This window comes from Leclercia sp. W17 (assembly GCF_003336325.1).
GTDB lineage: Bacteria > Pseudomonadota > Gammaproteobacteria > Enterobacterales > Enterobacteriaceae > Enterobacter.
Genome location: NZ_CP031101.1, coordinates 3,823,518 through 3,844,036 on the forward strand (window position 1 = coordinate 3,823,518; position 20,519 = coordinate 3,844,036).

Here is a 20,519-nt window from a genome sequence, read left to right on the forward strand (position 1 = left end):
CCCGGTGGCGGCTTCGCCTTACCGGGCCTACGGGTGCCTCTGTCATGGGGCACGATAAAATGGTTTATCCCCTAAAATCGTTGCCCGATGCATTATCCGCCGCTGCGGCAGGTAATCGGCATTGGCGTAATGCTGGGTCACCCGGTTATCCCAGATCGCCAGATCGTTCTCCTGCCAACGCCAGCGCACCTGGAACTCAGGCTTAGTGATATGCGCAAACAGGAACCCCAGCAGCGCCTCGCTCTCTTTCTCGCTCAGGTCAACAATCCGCGTGGTGAAGCCTTCGTTGACAAACAGCGCCTGTTTGCCGCTCACCGGATGGGTGCGCACCACCGGGTGCAGCAGCGGCGGGTGTTTTGCAACGGCCTCGCGCCAGCGCTGGTGCTCCTCTTCCGTTTTACGGTACTTATACTCCGGGAACGATTTTTTGAAATCGTGCTCCGCCCGCAGGCCGCTCAGCAGCTGTTGTAACGGGGCGGATAACGCCTCGAAGGCGGCAATGCCGCTGGCCCACAACGTATCCCCTCCGCTCTCCGGCAGCCGTTTCGCCGCAAGGATCGCCCCGGCGGGCGGGGTCTCGATAAAGGTGACATCGGTGTGCCAGTTGTCGTTATCCGGTGGATTATCGTTATGGGTATCCAGCACGATGATCTCCTCCACGCCCTCGGCATGGGGATAGACCGGGTGAATATGCAGATCGCCAAACCGCAGCGCCAGGGCGCGCTGCTGCTGGGGCGTCACCGCCTGCTCGCGCAGGAATACCACCTGATGGCGCAGCACCGCGTGATAGAGCTGCTCAAACTGGTTATCGCTTAATGGGCGGGTCACATCCAGGCCGGAAATCTGTGCGCCAATGTACGGCCCCAGCGGGGTAATGGTCAGACGTTCACTCATTGTATCTCTCCATGCCAGGGCGTCAGGCGACGCTGTAGCGCGCGCAGCCCCAGTTCTAATCCGAAGGCGATCACGGCGATCACCGCGATCCCTGCCAGTACCACGTCCGTCGCCAGGAACTCCCCCGCCGACTGGACCATAAAGCCTAATCCGCGCGTGGCGGCGATCAGCTCAGCCGCCACCAGCGTTGACCAGCCGACGCCGAGGCCGATGCGCAGCCCGGTCAGGATCTCCGGCAGCGCGCCGGGCAAAATCACAAACCACAGCACCTGGGCACGGCTGGCCCCCAGCGACTGCGCCGCACGGATCCGCACCTGTTGGGCGCTTTTAACCCCCGCCACCGCCGACATCGCCACCGGGGCGAAAATCGCCAGGTAGATCAGCAGGATCTTTGAGGTCTCGCCGATGCCAAACCAGATCACCATCAGCGGTAAATACGCCAGCGGCGGCACCGGACGATAAAGTTCGATCAGCGGATCGAGAATGCCCCGCACCGTCGGGCTTAAACCCATCGCGATGCCCACCGGGATCCCGACGATCGTCGCCGCCAGCAGCGCCACCAGAATGCGCCCCAGGCTGGCCGCCAGATGCTGCCACAGGGTGGCATCCATAAACCCCTGCGGACCGGCGATGGTAAAGAGTTTCACCAGCACCTGGCCCGGCGGCGGCAGGAACAGCGGGCTTATCCACTGTGCCGCCGCCACTGCCCACCACACCGCAAGCAACACCAGCAAGGTGGTGACGCTGAGCGTCAACGAGCGGGAAAAGGGCCAGCGCAGGGTCAGCCGTTTGCGCGCGGTTTTGTCATTCACCACAATGCTCATGAGAAGGCCTCCCGCTGTTCAAACACGCGGCTCAGCACATATTCGCGCCGGGCAATAAAATCGGGGTCCGACTTGATGCTGCGCACCGGCTCTCCCGCCACGAAGCGGCGGGCAAAGTTGAGCGGCAGACGCTCCAGCACCCGGCCCGGCCCCGGCGAGAGCAGCACCAGTTCGGTGGCCATAAACACCGCTTCTTCGATGTCGTGAGTGATAAGTAGCACCTGCTTGCCGGTCTCATGCCACAGGCGCAGCAGCAGGGTTTGCATCTGCTCGCGGGTAAAGGCGTCCAGCGCGCCGAAGGGTTCATCCAGCAGCAACAGTTTCGGATTGGCTGCCAGCGCCCGGGCGATACCGACGCGCTGACGTTGCCCGCCGGAGAGCTGCCAGATAAAGCGTTTTTCCGCCCCCTCCAGCCCCACCTTTTTCAGCATGTCGCGGGCAATCGCCAGCCGTGCTTCCCGTGATTCGCCCACCAGCTGCAGGCCGAAGGCGACGTTCTCCTGCACGTTACGCCAGGGCAGCAACCCTTCGTTCTGAAAGACCACACCGCGCTCGGCACCGGGTCCTACTACCTTTTTCCCTGCCAGCTGGATAGCGCCATGCTGATAAGGTACAAACCCGGCGATCAGATTCAGCAGCGTGGTCTTCCCGCAGCCGGACGGGCCGAGCACCACCAGCAGCTCGCCGCTGTCCAGCGTCAGGTTGATATCCTCCAGCGCATGCTTGCCAGCGTAATCGGCGTAGAGACTTGTAATATTCAGCATCCGGCCCTCCTTACTTCACAAAGCGATCGGTCACGTACTGGCTGTAGTCCGCCGCCACCGCGGGCACTTTGCCCTGCTCTTTCAGGAAGCCTGCGGTATCAACAATCGCTTTATTCACCGGGCCTGACAGCTGCTGCAGCTGCTGGGCAGGCGTCAGGTAGGTATTGCCTTTTACCAGACCCGGCACATCGGCTTCCGGCATCCCGCTCAGGCGGGCCAGTTTTTCGAGGTTAGCGGGCTGTTTCAGCCATTCATCCGGGTTGGCAATGTAGGGCTGCTGAGCGTCGATGGCGCTTCTGGCGAAGGCTTTCACCACCTCCGGGTGTTTCTCGGCGAAGTCTTTACGCACCACCCACACGTCCAGGGTTGGCGATCCCCACTGGCCCACCTGGGCGGAGTCGGTCAGCACGCTGCCGTCCTTTTGCAGTTCGTTTACCGCCGGGGACCAGACATAAGCTCCGTCAATATCGCCACGCTGCCAGGCGGCGATGATCGCCGGGGGTTGCAGGTTGATGATCTCCACCTGCCCCGGCTTGATCCCCCAGTGTTTCAGGGCGGCGAGGAGGCTGTAATGGGTGGTGGAGATAAAGGGCACCGCGATGCGTTTGCCGATCAGATCGTCTGGCTTCGTGATGTTTTTCTTCACCACCAGCGCTTCGGAATTACCGAGCTGCGAGGCCAGCAGGAAGACTTCAATCGGCACCTGCTGACTGGCGGCGACCGCCAGCGGGCTGGAACCGAGATTGCCAATCTGCACGTCGCCGGAGGCCAGCGCCCGCACGATGGCCGCGCCGCTGTCGAACTTACGCCAGTCCACGTTGGCGCCGCTCGTTTTCTCAAAGGTTTTATCCGCCTGGGCCACTTTTGCGGGCTCAGCGGAGGTTTGATACGCGACGGTGACATCTATCGCCTGCGCCTGGAATACCCACAGCGCCAGGGCGCCGAGTAATGAAAAACGCGATGAAATTGCCATGGTGTCTGCTCCCCTCTGTTGTTATGGAGGCAGTATTTCCGCGGCGAGAATTTTGATAAAGGAATTAAAAAGCATCGTTAATGCCGAATCGTTTTTAGAAAAAAAGCGGCAATAGATAGTGAATTTTGTGCGATCTACCGTGCCCGGCGGCGCTGCGCTTGCCGGGCCTACAAGAGCCGTAGGCCGGGTAAGGCACTGCCAGCAATATTGCAATTTTGTTACATCCGTTACATAACCGCAGCCGCACAATTGCCAGCCCTCCATTGACAGGCATCATAGGCGGATAACTTCGCAAAGGTATCTGAGATGATCAAAGTGGTGCTGGTGGACGATCACGTGGTGGTACGTTCCGGGTTCGCCCAGCTGTTAAATCTGGAAGACGATCTGGTGGTGGAAGGCCAGTACAGCAGCGCCGCAGAGGCCTGGCCCACCCTTAGCCGCGAGGCCATCGACGTGGCGGTGCTCGACGTCGCCATGCCCGATGAGAACGGCCTGAGCCTGCTTAAGCGCCTGCGCCAGCAGCGCCCGGGCTTTCGCGCCATTATCCTCAGCATCTACGACACTCCCGCCTTTGTGCAGAGCGCGCTGGACGCCGGGGCCAGCGGCTATCTCACCAAGCGCTGCGGCCCGGAAGAGCTGGTCCAGGCGGTACGCTCCGTGGGCATGGGCGGCCACTATCTGTGCGCCGATGCGGTCAAAGCCCTGCGCGGCGGCGAGCCGGTGTCTCAGGCGCTGGCGGTGCTGACCCCGCGCGAGAAAGAGGTGTTCGAGCTGCTGGTCCAGGGCAAAAGCGTGAAGGAGATTGTCTTCCAGCTTGAGCTCAGCCACAAAACTGTCCATGTCCATCGCGCCAACGTGTTGGGCAAACTGCAGTGCAACAGCACTATCGAGCTGGTGCACTTTGCCCTCGATCACCAGCTGCTGACCGGCCACTGATGCGGCGCTCCCTGCGGCACCTCATCCTCTCGCTGTTTATTATGCTGGCCTGGGGCACCGGCTGGCTGATGCTGTGGACGCTGAGCTTTTACCTCACCCGCAACGGGCAGCAGGCGGCGCTGTTTTTGCCTCAGGGCGTCTATCTGGCGCTGCTGATCGTGCTCTCGCGCCGCTTCTGGCCAGCGCTGATCCTCCCTCCGCTGGCGGCGATGTTCTGGCTGCACGAGGAACAGCTGCTGACCCATCACCTGATGCTGGTGGTGCCCCTGGTGGGCACCGTCAGTGCGTGGCTGGCGCAGCACTACTGGCACCGCTATCCCCTCTACTGGCAGCGCCTGTCGCTGCTGATCGCGGCAGTGACCCTTAATGCCCTGCTCCAGACCCTGATCCTGGCGCCGTTCCTTGAAAGCCCGGCCACGCTGCTGGTGCTGGCCTCCTTTACCGGCGGGGTGCTGCTGACGCCGTTCGTCTACCTTGTGTTTGAGTTTTTGCGCCAGCAGCATCGCTACCATCTGCTGGGGCTCGATACCAGCAACCCGCCGCTGCGCACCTCGCTTATTATCTGGTGCAGCCTGTTTTTTATTATCGGCATCGGCACCCAGATGGTGCTCTCCCCGTCCCTGGAGCGGCTGCTGCTGATTGTGGTGTTTCTGCCCAACGTGGTGATGGCGTGGAAGTTCGGCTGGCAGGGGGGCGTGCTCTCCGGGCTGCTGGGCAGCATGATGATCACCATTGCCCGTCAGGTCGGCGTAGGGTTCAGCGATCTGCTGGAGCTGGAAATTTTTCTCGCCACCCAGTCGCTGCTGGGGATTGGGCTGGGGATCGCTATCAGCCGCCAGCAACATCTGGCGATGAACCTCGATCACTATCGTCGTCGGCTGGAGGCAGAATTGCAGGCCCGACGCGAGCTGACCGAAAAGCTGATCCATACCGAAGAGGATACCCGCAAGCACCTGGCCCGGGAGCTGCACGACGAGATTGGGCAGAACATCACCGCCATTCAGATCCAGTCCCAGCTGGTGAAACGGGCGGGAGATAATCCGCAGGCGTTAGAGGCCGCCGGGCAGATTAACGAGCTGGCCCGCCGCATTCACCACTCCACCCGCCAGCTGCTGCGCCAGCTTCGCCCCCCGGTGCTGGACGAGCTCTCCCTGAACGAGGCCCTGCACCACCTGGTGAACGAGTTCGCCTTTGCCGAGCGCGGCATTCAGTGTCGGTTTGACTACCGGCTCACCGCCCCGCCGCAGAGTGAAACCCTGGTCTTCACCCTCTATCGATTGCTCCAGGAGCTGTTGAATAACGTCTGCAAACATGCCAACGCCAGCGAGGTCAGCGTCCTGCTCTGTGAGCAGGATAACCAGCTGCGGCTGGAGGTTAAGGATAACGGCAACGGTATCAGCACACAGCAGATCCCCGGCTTCGGCATCCAGGGGATGCGCGAGCGAGTGCATGCCCTGGGCGGCGAGTTCCTCCTGGAGTCCCAGGGCGGCACGCGCGTAATTGTTAACCTGCCCACAGTTTTGCAACAAACACACCGCTAACCAGGAAAAAGTCTTAGTCACGCCAGACTTTCTCTCATCCCTTTTTCCTCGCCCTTTCATACAGTCATTGCAAATGGAGAACGCCATGTCCGCACTGTCAGCTGAACAGGTTACTCAACGCTACCGCAGGCTGCGCCCGCGACTGCTGCTCTGCATGGTCACCGGCTACGCCGCGTTTTACCTGACGCGTAAAAGCCTCAACTACGTGCTGCCCGCATTGCAGTTGGATCTGGGGTTAAGCAAGAGCGATATCGGCCTGATCGGATCGCTGTTCTACCTCAGCTACGGCCTGTCGAAATTTTCCGCCGGACTGTGGCACGACAGCAAGGGCCAGCGGGCGTTTATGGGCATCGGCCTGATGGCGACCGGCGTGCTGAACGTGCTGTTCGCCTTCGGCGACTCCCTGCCCCTGCTGCTGTTTATCTGGACGCTGAACGGCTTCTTTCAGGGATGGGGATGGCCGCCCTGCGCCAGGTTGCTCACCCACTGGTATTCGCGCAACGAGCGCGGCTTCTGGTGGGGATGCTGGAACACCTCCATCAATATCGGCGGGGCGATTATTCCGCTGATCTGCGCCTTCGCCGCCCATCGCTGGGGCTGGCAGGCGGCGATGCTGACACCGGGGATCATCAGTATCGTGCTCGGCCTGTGGCTGACCACACAACTGCGGGGCACACCGCAGGAAGAGGGTCTGCCGTCGGTCGGGGAGTGGCGCAACGATCCGCTGGAGTTGCGCCAGGAGCAGCAGAGTCCGCCGATGGGGCTGTGGCAGATGTTACGCACCACCATGCTGCAAAACCCGATGATCTGGCTGCTCGGGGCCTCCTATGTGCTGGTTTATCTGATCCGCATCGCCCTGAACGACTGGGGCAACATCTGGCTGGCGGAGAGCCACGGGGTAAACCTGCTGAGCGCCAACGCCACGGTGATGCTGTTCGAGGTGGGCGGCCTGCTCGGGGCACTGTTTGCCGGATGGGGGTCGGATCTGCTGTTCAGCGGCCAGCGGGCGCCGATGATTTTGCTGTTCACGCTGGGGCTGATGGTGTCGGTCGCCGCCCTGTGGCTGGCTCCGGTTCACCACTACGCCCTGCTGGCGATGTGCTTTTTTACGGTGGGATTTTTTGTCTTTGGTCCGCAAATGCTCATCGGCCTTGCCGCCGTAGAGTGCGGACACAAGCAGGCAGCAGGCTCGATTACCGGTTTTCTTGGCGTGTTTGCCTATCTGGGGGCGGCGCTGGCCGGGTGGCCGCTGTCGCAGGTTATCGAACGCTACGGCTGGTCGGGGATGTTCAGTTTGCTCTCCATCGCCGCCGTGCTGATGGGTTTACTCCTGATGCCGCTGCTGATGGCGGGCATCACCGCTTCTCGCAGTCACATAACGTCATAAAAAGGGCTGAATAATGAAAACAACGCTTCTCTCTACCCTCATTGCTTCCGGGATCGCGCTGGCAACCTTAACCGGTGCCGCACAGGCCAAAGGCCGCCTGGTGGTCTACTGCAGCGCCACCAACGAAATGTGCGAGGCCGAAACCAAAGCGTTTGGCGACAAGTACGACGTCAAAACCTCGTTTATCCGAAACGGCTCCGGCAGTACGCTGGCGAAAGTGGATGCCGAGAAGAAAAACCCGCAGGCTGACGTCTGGTACGGCGGCACCCTGGACCCGCAGTCTCAGGCCGGTGAAATGGGGCTGCTGCAGCCGTACAAATCAAAAAATCTGGAGCAGATCATGGAGAAATTCCGCGATCCAGCCAAGGTGAAAGGCAACCTCTCTTCTGCGGTGTACGTGGGCATTCTGGGCTTTGGCGTTAATACCCAGCGCCTGAAAGAGAAGAACCTGCCGGTGCCGCAGTGCTGGAAAGATCTGACCAAACCGGAGTATAAGGGCGAGATCCAGATTGCCGATCCGCAAAGCTCCGGCACCGCCTACACCGCGCTGGCGACCTTCGTCCAGCTGTGGGGAGAAGATCAGGCTTTCGACTATCTCAAACAGCTGAACGGCAACGTCTCCCAGTACACCAAATCGGGCATCGCCCCGGCGCGTAACGCTGCCCGCGGCGAAACGGCCATCGGCATCGGCTTCCTGCACGACTACTCGCTGGAAAAAGAGCAAGGCGCGCCGCTGGAGCTGATCTCCCCGTGCGAAGGCACCGGGTATGAGATTGGCGGCGTCAGCATCCTGAAGGGGGCGCGCAACGAAGAGAACGCGAAACTCTTCGTGGACTGGGTGCTGTCGAAAGAGGCCCAGGAGCTGGCGTGGAAGCAGGGCAAGTCCTATCAGATCCTGACCAACACCACCGCAGAGACCTCCCCGAACTCGCTGAAGCTCGATGACCTGAAGCTCATCAGCTACGACATGGATAAGTACGGCTCTACGGATGTACGCAAGGCGTTGATCAACAAGTGGGTCAGCGACGTGAAGATGGGTAAATAAACCCGCTATTGCTCCTTTGCCGGGTGGCGCTACGCTTACCCGGCCTACAACACCGGAATACCTATGTCACAGACACTCGCTCTCCATCCCGTAAAAAAACGGGATGCGGTCTTCCTTTGGGTTTTTGTTAGCTGGCTGGCGTTTGCCCTGCTGCCGAGCTGGAGCCTGGATTACGGCCTGCTGGAGTCCACCGGCGACGAGATCCTCGACGCCTACAGTTGGTCACACTTCAACATTAGCTGGCTGTGGTATCTGCTCCCCACCCTGCTGCTGGTGCGCCCGTTCACCGAGGCGAAGCGCGAACAGCGCAGCCGCCACTATCTCGACGCCGGTTGGGCGCTGCTGTGCATGGCCTTTGTGGTCATCAGTGCCACGATTGAAGGGCGCGGCCTGGGCTACGCCACCATTGTGCTGTTTGTGGCGCTGGGGGCGATCATGACCCTGGCGCTGACCCGCCTCGAGTGGCTGGGCGGCGACCGCTTTGTCATCGGCTCGCTGATTACCATTGTCGCCCTGATCGGCATCTTTATCGTCTGGCCGAGCATCGCCATCTTTATTCCGATGTTCACCAACGACGCGGGGGAGTTCGCGCCGCTGGCGTTTATGAATGTGCTCTCCCAGGCGCATATCATCCAGGTGATCATTAACTCGATCCTGCTCTCGATCGCCGTCGGCATCGGCTGCACCTTCTTCGGCCTGGTGCTGGCGATCTACACTACCCGCATCGCCAGACGCAGCGCCATTATTGGCCGTATTTTCTCCATCCTGCCGATTGTTACCCCACCGTTCGTGGTGGGCCTCGGCGTGACGCTGATGATGGGCCGCTCCGGCTATATTACGGAGCTGATGGTGGACTGGTTTGGGCTGACCAATACCAACTGGCTGTATGGCTTCACCGGCATCTGGCTGGCGCAGGTGCTGGCCTTCACCCCGATGGCCTTTATGATCCTCGACGGGGCGATCAAGACCATTCATCCGTCGCTGGAAGAGGCGTCGTACACCCTGCGCGCCAGCCGCTGGCAGACCTTTAACGGCGTCTTTGTCCCGCTGCTCAAGCCCGCGCTGGCTAACGCCTTCCTGATCGTCATCGTGCAGTCGTTGGCCGACTTCAGTAACCCACTGGTGCTGGGGGGCAACTTCGACGTGCTGGCGACGCAGATCTACTTCTACATCACCGGCTCCCAGCTGGACTATCAGGCGGCCAGCACTCTCGGCGCCTTCCTGCTGCTCTTCTCCCTGCTGGTGTTCTGCATCCAGTATATGTGGATCGGCAAGCGCTCCTACGTCACCGTCTCCGGCAAGTCCTACCGCGGCGACGTCCAGCCCCTGCCGGTCACCCTGGTGTGGAGCGTGGTCGCCCTGCTGACGGTGTGGATCGCCTTTAACGCCCTGCTCTACGGCAGCATTTTCTACGGCAGCTTTACCGTCAACTGGGGGGTGGATTACACCCTGACGCTGGATAACTTTATCAAGCTCTTCGGCCAGGGGATGAGCGACGGGGCATGGCCTTCGCTGCTCGATACCCTGCTCTACGCCGGGATCGCCGCGCCGATCACCGCCGCCTTCGGGCTGCTGATCGCCTGGGTGGTGGTACGCCAGCAGTTCAGGGGCAAGAAAACCATCGAGTTCACCACCATGCTCTGCTTTGCGGTACCGGGCACCGTGGCGGGCGTGTCGTACATCCTCGCCTTTAACAGCGCCCCGGTGTACCTCACCGGCACCGCGGCCATCGTGATTATCTCCATGGTGATGCGTAACGTGCCGGTGGGCATTCGCGCCGGGATCGCGGGCCTCGGCCAGATCGACAAATCGCTGGACGAAGCCTCTCTGAGCCTGCGCGCCGGAAGCCTGCGCACCATTACGCACATTCTGCTGCCGCTGCTGCGCCCGGCCATTCTGTCGGCGCTGATTTACAGCTTTGTGCGCGCCATTACTACCGTCAGCGCCATTGTGTTCCTCGTCACGCCGGATACCCGGGTGGCAACGGCCTACATTCTGAACCGCGTGGAAGACGGCGAATACGGCGTGGCGATTGCCTACGGCTCAATCCTGATTGTGGTCATGCTGGCGATCATTTTCCTCTTTGACTGGCTCATCGGTGAGGCGCGTATCTCCCGTTCAAAAGCCAAAAACCAGGCGTAACACTATGACTCAGAAACATTTCGTTGAACTGCGTAACGTGACCAAGCGCTTTGGCGCCAACACGGTGATTGAAAACATCAACCTGGCGATCCCCCAGGGGCAGATGGTGACCCTGCTCGGCCCCTCCGGCTGCGGCAAAACCACGGTGCTGCGTCTGGTGGCGGGGCTGGAAAAGCCCACCGACGGACAGATCCTCATCGACGGCGAAGACGTGACCCACCGCTCCATTCAGCAGCGTGATATCTGCATGGTGTTCCAGTCCTACGCCCTCTTCCCGCACATGTCGCTGGGGGAGAACGTCGGCTACGGCCTGAAGATGCTCGGCGTGTCGCGCGCGGAGATCAAATCCCGCGTTAAAGAGGCGCTGGCGATGGTGGATCTGGAGGGCTTCGAGGACCGCTATGTGGATCAGATCTCCGGCGGCCAGCAGCAGCGCGTGGCGCTCGCCCGCGCCCTGATCCTGAAACCGAAAGTGCTGCTGTTTGATGAGCCTTTAAGTAACCTCGACGCCAACCTGCGTCGCAGCATGCGGGATAAGATCCGCGAGCTGCAAAAGCAGTTCAACATCACCTCGCTGTATGTGACCCACGATCAGAGCGAGGCGTTTGCGGTGTCGGACACCGTGCTGGTGATGAACAAGGGCAACATCATGCAGATTGGCTCCCCGCAGGATCTTTATCGCCAGCCCGCGTCGCGCTTTATGGCGAGCTTTATGGGCGATGCCAACCTGTTCCCGGCTACCTTCACCCAGGATTACGTGGCGATCCACGGCTATCGCCTGCCGCGTCCGCTGCATTTTGCCGCCCAGGGGACGGGCACGGTCGGCGTGCGCCCGGAGGCGATCACGTTGAGCCAGCATGGCGAGACGAGTCAGCGCTGCGTGATCCGCCACGTCGCCTATATGGGGCCGCAGTACGAGGTGATTGTGGAGTGGCACGGGCAGGAGATTTTACTGCAGGTGAACGCCACGCGGCTGCAGCCGGACGTGGGGGAAGAGTATTTCCTGGAGATCCATCCGTACGGGATGTTTGTGCTGGCTGAGGTGGCCTGATTGATGCCCGGCGGCGCTACGCTTGCCGGGCCTACAAACCGCATGAACCGTAGGCCGGGTAAGGCGTAGCCGCCACCCGGCAAAAAATTAGCGCTGCGCGTTCAAATCCGCAATGTCTTTCGGCGTGGTGCGACAACATCCCCCAATCAGCTTCGCCCCTGCCGCTAACCACTGCGGCAAATACCCCGCCAGCGTCTCGCACGCTTCCCCGTGGTGGTGCCAGGTCTTACTCACCGCATCATAATGCTCGCCCGAGTTCGGGTAGACCACCAGCGGCAGCGCGGTCAGGCTTTGCAAATGCTGCAGCGCGGCGGTGGTCTTCTCCAGCGCGATACAGTTAATCCCCAGCGCAATCACCTGCGGGTAAGTCGCCAGCACCGACACCACCTCGCGCAGGGGCGTGCCGTCGCTCAGGTGCTCGCTGTCGCGCAGCGTAAACGAGAACCACGCCCGGGCACGCGGGTATGCTGTCAGCAGATCCGCCAGGGCTTTAATTTCAGCAAACGATGGCAGGGTTTCGCAGGCCAGCAGGTCAGCCCCGGCATCCAGCAACGCCTCTACCCGCGGACGATGAAAGGCGGTAAAAACCTCTGCGCTGCGCAGATAGTCGCCGCGGTATTCCGACCCGTCCGCCAGATATGCGCCATAGGGCCCCACCGAACCGGCCACCAGCAGCGTACCGGCTTGCGGATTTTCCGCCAGATACGCTTCCCGCGCCTTGCGCGCCAGCTCAACGCTTTTGCTAATTAGCGCCCGGGACTGTGTCTCATCCAGCCCGCGAGCGGCAAACCCGTCCGGCGTGGCCTGATAGCTGGCGGTGATCGCCACCTGCGCCCCGGCGCGGAAGTAGTCGAGGTGCACGTCGCGGATCAGCTCCGGGTTCTCCATTAATACCTTCGCCGACCACAGGCTGTCGGCCAGGTTACAACCGCGCGCTTCCAGCTCCGTTGCCATCGCCCCGTCCAGCACCACAAACGGCTGGGTTTCAAGGAGGGCGGTAAGCGGATTATTCTGCGACATGTTCAGGCTCCTGGGTTTTCAGATTTTGAGTAAGGTAGTACGCGCCATAGCAGAGCGCCACAAACGGCAAACCACAGTAAAGGGCGATGCGCTGGCTCGGGTCAAAGGCCAGGCCGACGCAGGCCACCAGGCAGAGGATAAAGCCCAGCACCGGCACCAGCGGATACCACGGGGCGCGATACTGGAGCTCGCTTAAGGATTTGCCCGCCTGCAGATGGCGACGGCGGAAGACAAAGTGCGAGGCGCAGATGCTGATCCACACTGCCACCACCGCAAAGCCAGAGATGGCCGACAGCGCGACAAATACCGTATCCGGGGCCACGACGCTTGAGAAGAGCGCCAGCACGCCGCCGAGCATCGACACCGACAGCGCCGTCAGCGGCACGCCGTTTTTGTTCACCCGGGCAAAGCAGCGCGGCAGGGTATTTTCATTCGACAGGGACCACAGCATCCGTCCGGAAGCGTAGAGTCCGGAGTTGGCCGCCGAGAGGATCGCCGTCAGGATGACAAAGTTAACGATATCCGCGGCATACGGAATGCCCACCTTCTCAAACACCAGCACGAACGGGCTTTTTTCCACTCCGGCCTGCTGCATCGGGATCAGCGCCGCCAGCACAAAAACGGTGCCGATAAAGAAGATGATCAGCCGCGCAATGGTGGTGCGAATGGCGACAGGAATCACCTTGTGCGGGTTTTCGGTTTCACCCGCCGCAATGCCGATCAGCTCGGTACCAGAGAAGGCGAAGTTAACCGCTACCATGGTCATCAGGATCGGCAGCCCGCCATGCGGGAACCAGCCTTCGGCGGTGATATTAGAGAGCCCCGGCGCGGGAGAACCGTCCTGCATCGGGATAAAGCCAAAGATGGCCGCGCCGCCCAGAACAATAAAGGCGATGATGGTGATGACCTTCACCAGCGAGAACCAGAACTCCCCTTCGGCAAAGAAGCGGGTTGAGATGACGTTGAGGGCAAAAATGACCGCGCAGAAGACCACGCACCACACCCAGACCGGCACCTGCGGGAACCAGTACTGCATGCAGAATCCGGCGGCGGTAAAGCTCGATCCCAGCGCTACCGTCCAGGTGAGCCAGTAGAGCCACGCTACGGTATAGCCGGTTGCCGGACCGAGATAGCGCGCGGCATAGACGTGAAAGGCGCCGGTCTCCGGCATCGCCACAGAGAGTTCGCCGAGGCACTGCATCACCAGCCAGACCACCAGCGCGCCAATCAGATAGGCCAGCAGCGTGCCCGCCGCCCCGGTGGTGGAAATAATGTAACCCGTATTAAAAAAGAGCCCTGTGCCAATCACGCCGCCGAGGGAGAGCATGATCAGGTGGCGGGTCTTCATGGTGCGCTGTAGCTGCCCGTTTTGTTCTGTTTGCATATCACCTTCTATACGTATGGACATCTAAACATCCAAAAGAAGGTGTGTTTATACCGCGATTGTTAACAAATTGCTAGCCATGCACCAGACGAAGACGCGCGCGACGGGCGCTCAGCCGGGGCCGCACCGTGTAAATCACATAGAGATAGGGTCGCCATGCCATAGGACACCTCCTGCAAACCGGTACTTACAGCATGTACCGCGCCGGGCCCCGCGTCGGTCAGGCGAAAGTGGGATCTGTTTATTAACCGCTAAACTGGCGAGTGGTGCGGCCTGTTGCCCGGCGGCACTGCGCTTGCACGGGCCTACGAACTGGCGGGTGGTGCGGCCTGTCGCCCGGCGGCGCTGCGCTTGCGCGGGCCTACGAACTGGCGGGTGGTGCGGCCTGTCGCCCGGTGGCGCTGCGCTTGCGCGGGCCTACGGACTGGCGGGTGGTGCGGCCTGTCGCCCGGCGGCGCTGCGCTTGCGCGGGCCTATGGACTGGCGGGTGGTGCGGCCTGTCGCCCGGCGGCGCTGCGCTTGCGCGGGCCTACGGACTGACGGGTGGTGCGGCTGCCCGGCGGCGCTGCGCTTGCGCGGGCCTGCTCATCCACGTAGGCCGGGTAAGGTGCAGCCGCCACCCGGCAGAAGATCGCAATATGTTAAATTACGCAAAACACTCTATAGTCGTAGTGTTTCATTAAAAAAGGATGAGCTGATGCGATTTAACGGACTGACCAAAGGTTTCTTCATACTGATACTGCTGATGGTTTCATGGGCGTTTTTTGATGTGCTGTCGCCCTACTTCTCAGCCATCCTGTGGGCTGCTATCCTGGCGGTGATTTTCTATCCGGTCAAAAACACCCTGCGTATCAAGCTGGGGGATCGCAACGGGCTGGCGGCGCTGCTGAGCGTGCTGCTTATTTGCCTTATCGTCTTTATTCCGCTGATGGTGATCTTTTCCTCATTAGCCTTTGAACTCAATATTGTTTATACCCGCCTGCAGCAGAACGACACCCAATTTTCCGGGGTGTTCGCTGGTCTCTTCTCTCATCTGCCCGACTGGCTGCGCGCGCTGATGATCGAACATGATCTGGATACCGCCGCGCAGATCCAGCAAAAGCTTTCTGAAGCGGCGTTACGCGGCGGGCAATACCTTGCCGGCAGCGCCTTCCTGATAGGTAAAGGCACCTTTGGCTTCGCCATCAGCTTTGGCGTGATGGTCTATCTGCTCTTTTTCCTGTTGAAAGATGGCCCGTGGCTGGTGCGCCAGATCCTCGACAGCCTGCCGCTGTCGAATTTCGCCAAACAGCATCTGTTTGCCAAATTTGCTGGCGTCGCACGAGCAACGGTAAAAGGCACGGCCGTGGTGGCCCTGGTCCAGGGTGTGCTGGGCGGTATCGCCTTCTGGGTAGTCGATATTAATGGCAGCATCTTGTGGGGGGCGCTGATTGCGTTCCTGTCGCTGATCCCGGCGGTCGGCTCGGCCATCGTCTGGGTACCGGCAGCCATTTTCCTCTTCGCCACCCATCAGCTATGGCAGGGGCTGTTTATCGTCGGCTTCTTTGTGCTGGTGGTGGGGCTGGTGGATAACCTGCTGCGTCCGCTGCTGGTGGGTAAAGACACCAAAATGCCCGATTATCTTATCCTCATCACCACTCTCGGCGGGATGGAGATTTACGGTATCAACGGCTTTGTGATTGGTCCGTTGATCGCCGCCCTGTTTATCGCCTGCTGGAATTTGCTTTCGGGTCGCGATCATGCCGGTAATGCCGAAGAGATTGATGATGCAATTATCGAGGAAGGGAAAAATTCGCCTGATCTATGAAGAAGGAATAAACCGTGCGCATCGCCACTATTACTAACTGGGCATACGGTGCCACGGTTTGTCTGACTATCGCTTCCGGCGTGGCTATGTTGATGGCCTCCAGCGCCGAAAGCGTTGAGCGGCAGGCCGTTGAACAGCGCTACGTCTTCGATCAGCTCACCGAAGAGGTGGAAGTGGACGCCTGGGCGCTCTCCGACCTGGCGCGGTTGTACGTCATTAAACAGGATCCCGCGGTGGCAGAGGAGTACCGCCAGAAAGCGGAAACGATGGTCAGAATTGAGCATCGCCTGCAAAAGCTGAAAGACGCGGGTGCCAGTGAGGAAGAGCTGGCGCTGCTGCACGAAGGTTTGCAGGTGGCCGATGCGCTACAGGATGAGCAACAGAGCGCCATCGCCAGCGTCGGGCGCGGGCAGCAGCCTCAGGCCATTGAGCTGCAGTATGGCGAGCGTTATGAAAATGAGCTGGAGCAGGTCCAGAACCAGCTCGACCATTTTCGTCAGATGCTGGACAGGCGTACCGACGCGGCGATTGAGGATGCCACGGCAAAATCCCGCGGGCTGCGTACCCTCTCCGAAGTGATGGTCGGCCTGACTGCGCTGATGTTTTTATTTGTGCTCGGTTTTATCCTCAAACGCCGGGTCCTGCGCCCGGTGGTGCGCCTGAGCGACGTAGTCAACCGGCTGGCCTCGCAGGATTATGGGGTCGAAGCCCCGGATTACCGGCAGATCGATGAGATTGGCGATATGGCCCAGGCGATTCGGATCTTCCGCGAGAACGGCCTGGCACGGCAGCGGCTGGAAAAAGAGCGTGATGCCGACTGGGCGATCCGCGAGCTGCTGGCGCGAATGACGCAGCGCCTGCAGGGGTGCGAGTCCATTGAGGATGTGCTGAACGTGGCGCGGCTGTTCGCCCCCAGCATTGCGCCGGGTATCGCCGGGCGGATCTGGCTTCTTGAGCACGATCCGTGGCAGATGCGCTGTGTCGCCGAGTGGCTCGATCCGCAGGGGGACGCCGATCCCTTCCATCCGGACCAGTGCTGGGCGGTGCGCCGCGGCCAGAGCCATCCGCCTGTCAACGGCGAGCCGGATATCGCCTGCTACCATCTGCCGGACAGCAGCGCCCCTCACGCGCTCTGTGTGCCATTGATTGCCCAAGGTGAAGCCATCGGTCTGCTCTCGTTCCAGAACCTGACCCCGGAGATGGCGCCGTCCCGCGCCTATCTGGAGCTGATGGCCGAGGCGCTCGGTCTGGCGCTGGCTAACCAGCGGCTGCGTGATGCCCTGCTGGAAAAAGCGCTGTTCGATCCGCTGACCGGCCTGCGCAACCGCCATCATCTGGAAGATGCTCTGCGCACCCAGATGAACCAGGCGATGCACAGCGGTACGCCGTTAAGCTGCCTGATGATCGATATCGATTACTTTAAAGCCATCAACGACAGACTGGGTCACGACGCAGGCGACCAGGTGATTAAAAGCGTGGCGGCCATTGTCCAGCGCGCGGTAAGCGACAAAGGCATGGCGTTCCGCTATGGCGGCGAGGAGTTTCTGGCCCTGCTGCCGGGGGCGGATGAAGAGACGGCGTTTACCTGCGCCAGTGAAATTCATACCGCTGTGCATAACCTGACGCTGCGTTATGAGCTCTCGGAGATCGGCCCGGTTGATGTATCGATCGGCATTGCCAGCTATCCACAGCACGCTCAGGGCGATAACCTGCTGCGCGCCGCCGACGTGGCGCTCTATCGGGCGAAAGAGCTGGGGCGTTCAAGGATCGTCAGCTTTGGGATGCTGGAAGAATCACGTATCATCCCTCGTCCGGTTTGATTACTGATACTGCCTCCATGAACCTGACGCTCATCTGTTACTCCCTTCTGGCCCTGGCCGCTGCGGGCAGCGCCTTGTCCCCTCACCCTTTTGCGATGTGGTTTCTGCTCGCCAGCGCGCTGACGTTTATGATCTACGGCGCCGACAAAATGGCGGCCCGCAAAGCCTGGCGCCGGGTCCCGGAGTCGACCTTGCTGGTCTGCGGGGTAGTCGGCGGGTGGCCGGGCGCCATCTTCGGCCAGCAGCTGTTTCGCCATAAAACCCAAAAACAGCCTTTCAAAACGTATTTTATGGTCAGCGTGATCCTTAACCTCGTAGTGCTGATCCTGGCGGCATGGCGCCTCCAGTATTATTAAAATAATGATAAATGCGGATGGCCATAGATCAGCCTTTGTGAAAGAGGTGTATGCGAAGAGAGACATACAGCATCGGTGAAAGCGCGATATTCATCGCATTATGCCAGGCTTTATGTTCATCAAAGAAAAGGGATCACTCATTTGAAAAATGCGAAATACGATATGCCGATGCGTGATAACGGGTTCGTTGGCCTCGGGGACTATACTGCTATCGGTGAAGGACGCTCGGTAGCGCTTATCGCCCCGGATGGCTCAATCGACTGGTGGGGCGCGCCCAATCTCGATTCCCCGCCCCTCTTCGATCGGCTACTGGATCCCAACATCGGCGGTTTTTTCAGCCTGACACCTGCGGATGAATACACCGTCTCGCGCGCCTATCGCGATGACAGCAACATTCTGGAAACCCGCTATGAGACGAAAGCCGGCACGGTTCTGTTAACCGAATCCATTAACAGTACCCTGGCAGGCCGCCTGCCCTGGAGTGAGCTGGCACGCCGTCTGGAAGGCCTGCGCGGCACCGTGACGTTCAGGCTTCATCTGCGATTCGGAACGATGATCGAAACGCGCTCGCCCTGGCGTTCAGATACCTTCAAAGGCAGCGTTTATCATATTGGCGATCTGATGGCGATGCTGCACACCAGCGAAAACGTGGTCATTACCCATGCGGATGATGAAGAGGTCGAGGCGGAGATCGTCCTGAAGAAAGGGAGCCGGGAGGTGGTTGCTCTGCTGGTGACGCAGAGTGAGCCGCTGGCGGTGCCCGATATCGAGGCGATTGATAACCGCATTGAGACCAGCCACACCGCGTGGCAGGACTGGGTGAAGGGGCTGAAATACGATGGCCTGTATAAAGATCACGTTATCCGCTCCGCGCTGGCCCTGAAGTTCCTCTGGTATTCGCCTACCGGCGCGCTGGCGGCGGCGGCCACCACCTCTCTGCCGGAGGGGCCCGGTGGCAGCAAAAACTATGATTACCGATTTGCCTGGGTGCGCGATGCCTGCCTGATTATCAAAGCCTTTACCTATCTTGGCACCCTTGAAGAGTGTAAGGCGGCCTTCTCCTGGCTGTCGAAAACCATCATCAAACACGGCCCGGAGATGCGGGCCTGCTATACCCTCGACGGTGAGCTGGTGCCGGAAGAGAAGTACGCGGAGCTCCAGGGCTACCGGGATTCGCAGCCGGTACGCCTGGGTAATAATGCCCGCACCCAGCGTCAGCTGAGCATGTATGGCGATATGCTGGGCGTGGCAAAACTGTTCGTCGAGGCGGGCCATATTCTGGATACGGGCACGTCGCGCTTTTTAGGCCATCTTGCCAATCAGTGCGCCGATCGCTGGCGCATGAAGGATTCCGGCATCTGGGAGCTGCCGGAAGAGCGGCACTATACCCACTCAAAAATGTCCTGCTGGCTGGCGCTGGACTGCGCCGTGGTACTGGCGGAGGGCAGCCATATCGAACCCACGTGGAAAGCTCGCTGGGCGCGGGAGCGGGACAGGATCCGCGACTGGATTGAAGAGCACTGCTGGTCTGAAACCCATCAGGCTTACTGCTTTTACAGCGGCGATGGCGGGCTGCTGGATGCCTCGCTCACCCTAGTGTCACGCTACGGTGTGAAGGTCAACCCGAAGCGCATGAAGCTCACCTATCAGGCAATCTATCGCGAGCTGGGCCATAACAGCGCAATGATCTACCGCTACAGCGGCGTTGAGCAGGAGGAGAGCACCTTTATCGCCTGCGCCTTCTGGCTGGCTGAGGCCTGGGCCTCCATGGGCGAACCGGCGCAGGCGGAAGCGAACATGGATGAAATTCTCAACACCCTGTGCCACCGCGGCAATGTCGAAACCTTCAATGAGATGTTCGATACCCGCACCGGCGAATGGGTCGGCAATATGCCCCAGGGGTTAAGCCATCTGGCGCTGATCTGCGCGGCACAAGCCATCAGCGATCACCGGCAGGATAAATAGCGCGGCCAACGAAGCGCAAAGCAATATTGCCTGCCTGACGGACTATCAGGCAGGCATGAAGGCAAGCAGAATCAATGCAGAATGGCTTTCAGCCGTTGCAGCGCCATGAAAGGCCGCAGGGTTCGCTGCTGGAAGGGTTTAACGCCGGTGATGGAGCAGGCGTTCAGATAGCTATCCAGCGCATCCCGGGCGGCAACTTTCAGCTCTTTGACATCGCTCGCCATAAAGCGGGCTTCACTTTTGGTATTCAGAAATACGCCACGGAACATATCAACCACCGGATCGTAGGTCACCCGGGCTTTATGTCCGTCGATAAAGAGTGTATTTGAACGGCTCATCCTTGAGAATCATCCTAATCAACTTAATTGTTATGGATATTACGCTCCATAAATCAAATTAAAAAGTAGTTTTGAAGTTAAAAAAATTTTTGAATATGGCCAGGTAGCTTTACGGTTTGTAAGGGCATACGGCCAGGTCAGAGACGATCCCTCTGTTCGCAAAATCACTTATTAAACCGCCTCATAACTGCATTCACCTTTTGAGAATAATCCCACCGACATCGCCGTCTATGCTTAACGTTTAAAAACAGACGACAACGTCGCGCCCTCTT

At 60.1% G+C, this 20,519-nt stretch carries 18 protein-coding genes; 10 read left to right on the forward strand and 8 right to left on the reverse strand.

What is annotated here, in order from left to right:
* Positions 1 to 42: 42 nt before the first annotated feature.
* From tauD to tauA, 4 genes are read right to left on the reverse strand one after another with little or no spacing between them, the layout of a single operon-like run.
* On the reverse strand, positions 43 to 894 hold the full coding sequence (gene tauD, locus DVA44_RS18965; protein ID WP_114387813.1) for a taurine dioxygenase: 852 nt from the start codon (positions 892 to 894) through the stop codon (positions 43 to 45).
* The gene (gene tauC / locus DVA44_RS18970) at positions 891 to 1,718 is read right to left on the reverse strand and encodes a taurine ABC transporter permease TauC (RefSeq protein ID WP_114387814.1); all 828 of its coding nucleotides are present in this window, start codon (positions 1,716 to 1,718) and stop codon (positions 891 to 893) included. Before tauC ends, tauD begins: the two co-directional genes overlap by 4 nt.
* A complete protein-coding gene (tauB, locus tag DVA44_RS18975) occupies positions 1,715 to 2,482 on the reverse strand; it encodes a taurine ABC transporter ATP-binding subunit (protein ID WP_114387815.1) in 768 nt (255 codons plus the stop codon). The genes tauC and tauB overlap by 4 nt, the downstream gene beginning before the upstream one ends.
* 10 nt (positions 2,483 to 2,492) lie before the next feature.
* Positions 2,493 to 3,455 carry a taurine ABC transporter substrate-binding protein gene (tauA, locus tag DVA44_RS18980; protein WP_114387816.1) on the reverse strand — a complete coding sequence of 321 codons (963 nt, stop codon included), beginning with the start codon at positions 3,453 to 3,455 and terminating at the stop codon, positions 2,493 to 2,495.
* Between the two features lie 306 nt (positions 3,456 to 3,761).
* Here tauA and DVA44_RS18985 point away from each other — a divergent pair, with 306 nt between their 5' ends.
* The 6 genes from DVA44_RS18985 (at position 3,762) to fbpC (ending at position 11,557) form a co-directional block, all read left to right on the forward strand.
* The gene (locus DVA44_RS18985; RefSeq protein WP_114387817.1) at positions 3,762 to 4,391 is read left to right on the forward strand and encodes a response regulator transcription factor; all 630 of its coding nucleotides are present in this window, start codon (positions 3,762 to 3,764) and stop codon (positions 4,389 to 4,391) included.
* On the forward strand, positions 4,391 to 5,932 hold the full coding sequence (locus tag DVA44_RS18990) for an MASE1 domain-containing protein (RefSeq protein ID WP_114387818.1): 1,542 nt from the start codon (positions 4,391 to 4,393) through the stop codon (positions 5,930 to 5,932). The genes DVA44_RS18985 and DVA44_RS18990 overlap by 1 nt, the downstream gene beginning before the upstream one ends.
* 85 nt (positions 5,933 to 6,017) lie before the next feature.
* On the forward strand, positions 6,018 to 7,319 hold the full coding sequence (uhpC, locus tag DVA44_RS18995) for an MFS transporter family glucose-6-phosphate receptor UhpC (protein ID WP_114387819.1): 1,302 nt from the start codon (positions 6,018 to 6,020) through the stop codon (positions 7,317 to 7,319).
* 13 nt (positions 7,320 to 7,332) lie between these two features.
* The gene (locus DVA44_RS19000) at positions 7,333 to 8,364 is read left to right on the forward strand and encodes an ABC transporter substrate-binding protein (protein ID WP_032616757.1); all 1,032 of its coding nucleotides are present in this window, start codon (positions 7,333 to 7,335) and stop codon (positions 8,362 to 8,364) included.
* Positions 8,365 to 8,427: 63 nt separating this feature from the next.
* Positions 8,428 to 10,506 (forward strand): iron ABC transporter permease, encoded by a 2,079-nt coding sequence (locus DVA44_RS19005; protein WP_114387820.1) that lies wholly within the window; start codon positions 8,428 to 8,430, stop codon positions 10,504 to 10,506.
* Positions 10,507 to 10,510: 4 nt separating this feature from the next.
* Positions 10,511 to 11,557 (forward strand): ferric ABC transporter ATP-binding protein, encoded by a 1,047-nt coding sequence (gene fbpC, locus DVA44_RS19010; RefSeq protein ID WP_114387821.1) that lies wholly within the window; start codon positions 10,511 to 10,513, stop codon positions 11,555 to 11,557.
* An 87-nt stretch (positions 11,558 to 11,644) separates the two neighbouring features.
* On the opposite strand, the gene mmuM is transcribed toward fbpC, so the two are convergent.
* From mmuM to DVA44_RS25735, 3 genes are all read right to left on the reverse strand, one after another.
* The gene (gene mmuM, locus DVA44_RS19015; RefSeq protein ID WP_114387822.1) at positions 11,645 to 12,577 is read right to left on the reverse strand and encodes a homocysteine S-methyltransferase; all 933 of its coding nucleotides are present in this window, start codon (positions 12,575 to 12,577) and stop codon (positions 11,645 to 11,647) included.
* Positions 12,564 to 13,961 (reverse strand): S-methylmethionine permease, encoded by a 1,398-nt coding sequence (gene mmuP / locus DVA44_RS19020; RefSeq protein ID WP_114387823.1) that lies wholly within the window; start codon positions 13,959 to 13,961, stop codon positions 12,564 to 12,566. The genes mmuM and mmuP overlap by 14 nt, the downstream gene beginning before the upstream one ends.
* Before the next feature lie 473 nt (positions 13,962 to 14,434).
* Positions 14,435 to 14,581, reverse strand: coding sequence for a hypothetical protein (locus DVA44_RS25735; RefSeq protein ID WP_168194497.1), 147 nt, complete (start codon positions 14,579 to 14,581; stop codon positions 14,435 to 14,437).
* A gap of 77 nt (positions 14,582 to 14,658) precedes the next feature.
* On the opposite strand from DVA44_RS25735, the gene DVA44_RS19025 reads away from it, so the two are divergent.
* From DVA44_RS19025 to DVA44_RS19040, 4 genes are all read left to right on the forward strand, one after another.
* Complete coding sequence (locus tag DVA44_RS19025) at positions 14,659 to 15,768, forward strand: AI-2E family transporter (protein ID WP_114315803.1); 1,110 nt, start codon at positions 14,659 to 14,661, stop codon at positions 15,766 to 15,768.
* 14 nt (positions 15,769 to 15,782) lie between these two features.
* The gene (locus DVA44_RS19030) at positions 15,783 to 17,588 is read left to right on the forward strand and encodes a diguanylate cyclase (protein ID WP_114387824.1); all 1,806 of its coding nucleotides are present in this window, start codon (positions 15,783 to 15,785) and stop codon (positions 17,586 to 17,588) included.
* Positions 17,589 to 17,605: 17 nt separating this feature from the next.
* Entirely contained in the window at positions 17,606 to 17,944 is a 339-nt protein-coding gene (locus DVA44_RS19035; RefSeq protein ID WP_114317143.1) for a DUF1294 domain-containing protein, read from the forward strand.
* Between the two features lie 141 nt (positions 17,945 to 18,085).
* On the forward strand, positions 18,086 to 19,909 hold the full coding sequence (locus DVA44_RS19040) for a glycoside hydrolase family 15 protein (RefSeq protein ID WP_114387825.1): 1,824 nt from the start codon (positions 18,086 to 18,088) through the stop codon (positions 19,907 to 19,909).
* A gap of 71 nt (positions 19,910 to 19,980) precedes the next feature.
* Here the strand turns inward: DVA44_RS19040 and DVA44_RS19045 are convergent, their stop codons facing one another.
* The gene (locus DVA44_RS19045) at positions 19,981 to 20,247 is read right to left on the reverse strand and encodes a type II toxin-antitoxin system HicB family antitoxin (protein WP_114387826.1); all 267 of its coding nucleotides are present in this window, start codon (positions 20,245 to 20,247) and stop codon (positions 19,981 to 19,983) included.
* Positions 20,248 to 20,519 lie beyond the last annotated feature (272 nt).

Bases quoted from the DNA above. Each gene is read 5' to 3' on its own strand.
- tauA (WP_114387816.1), bottom strand. From the start codon at position 3,455: ATGGCAATTTCATCGCGTTTTTCATTACTCGGCGCCCTGGCGCTGTGG.
- DVA44_RS18985 (WP_114387817.1), top strand. From the start codon at position 3,762: ATGATCAAAGTGGTGCTGGTGGACGATCACGTGGTGGTACGTTCCGGG.
- DVA44_RS18990 (WP_114387818.1), top strand. From the start codon at position 4,391: ATGCGGCGCTCCCTGCGGCACCTCATCCTCTCGCTGTTTATTATGCTG.
- tauD (WP_114387813.1), bottom strand. From the start codon at position 894: ATGAGTGAACGTCTGACCATTACCCCGCTGGGGCCGTACATTGGCGCA.
- DVA44_RS19035 (WP_114317143.1), top strand. From the start codon at position 17,606: ATGAACCTGACGCTCATCTGTTACTCCCTTCTGGCCCTGGCCGCTGCG.
- tauB (WP_114387815.1), bottom strand. From the start codon at position 2,482: ATGCTGAATATTACAAGTCTCTACGCCGATTACGCTGGCAAGCATGCG.
- mmuP (WP_114387823.1), bottom strand. From the start codon at position 13,961: ATGCAAACAGAACAAAACGGGCAGCTACAGCGCACCATGAAGACCCGC.
- DVA44_RS19025 (WP_114315803.1), top strand. From the start codon at position 14,659: ATGCGATTTAACGGACTGACCAAAGGTTTCTTCATACTGATACTGCTG.
- DVA44_RS19005 (WP_114387820.1), top strand. From the start codon at position 8,428: ATGTCACAGACACTCGCTCTCCATCCCGTAAAAAAACGGGATGCGGTC.
- tauC (WP_114387814.1), bottom strand. From the start codon at position 1,718: ATGAGCATTGTGGTGAATGACAAAACCGCGCGCAAACGGCTGACCCTG.
- fbpC (WP_114387821.1), top strand. From the start codon at position 10,511: ATGACTCAGAAACATTTCGTTGAACTGCGTAACGTGACCAAGCGCTTT.
- uhpC (WP_114387819.1), top strand. From the start codon at position 6,018: ATGTCCGCACTGTCAGCTGAACAGGTTACTCAACGCTACCGCAGGCTG.
- mmuM (WP_114387822.1), bottom strand. From the start codon at position 12,577: ATGTCGCAGAATAATCCGCTTACCGCCCTCCTTGAAACCCAGCCGTTT.
- DVA44_RS19045 (WP_114387826.1), bottom strand. From the start codon at position 20,247: ATGAGCCGTTCAAATACACTCTTTATCGACGGACATAAAGCCCGGGTG.
- DVA44_RS19000 (WP_032616757.1), top strand. From the start codon at position 7,333: ATGAAAACAACGCTTCTCTCTACCCTCATTGCTTCCGGGATCGCGCTG.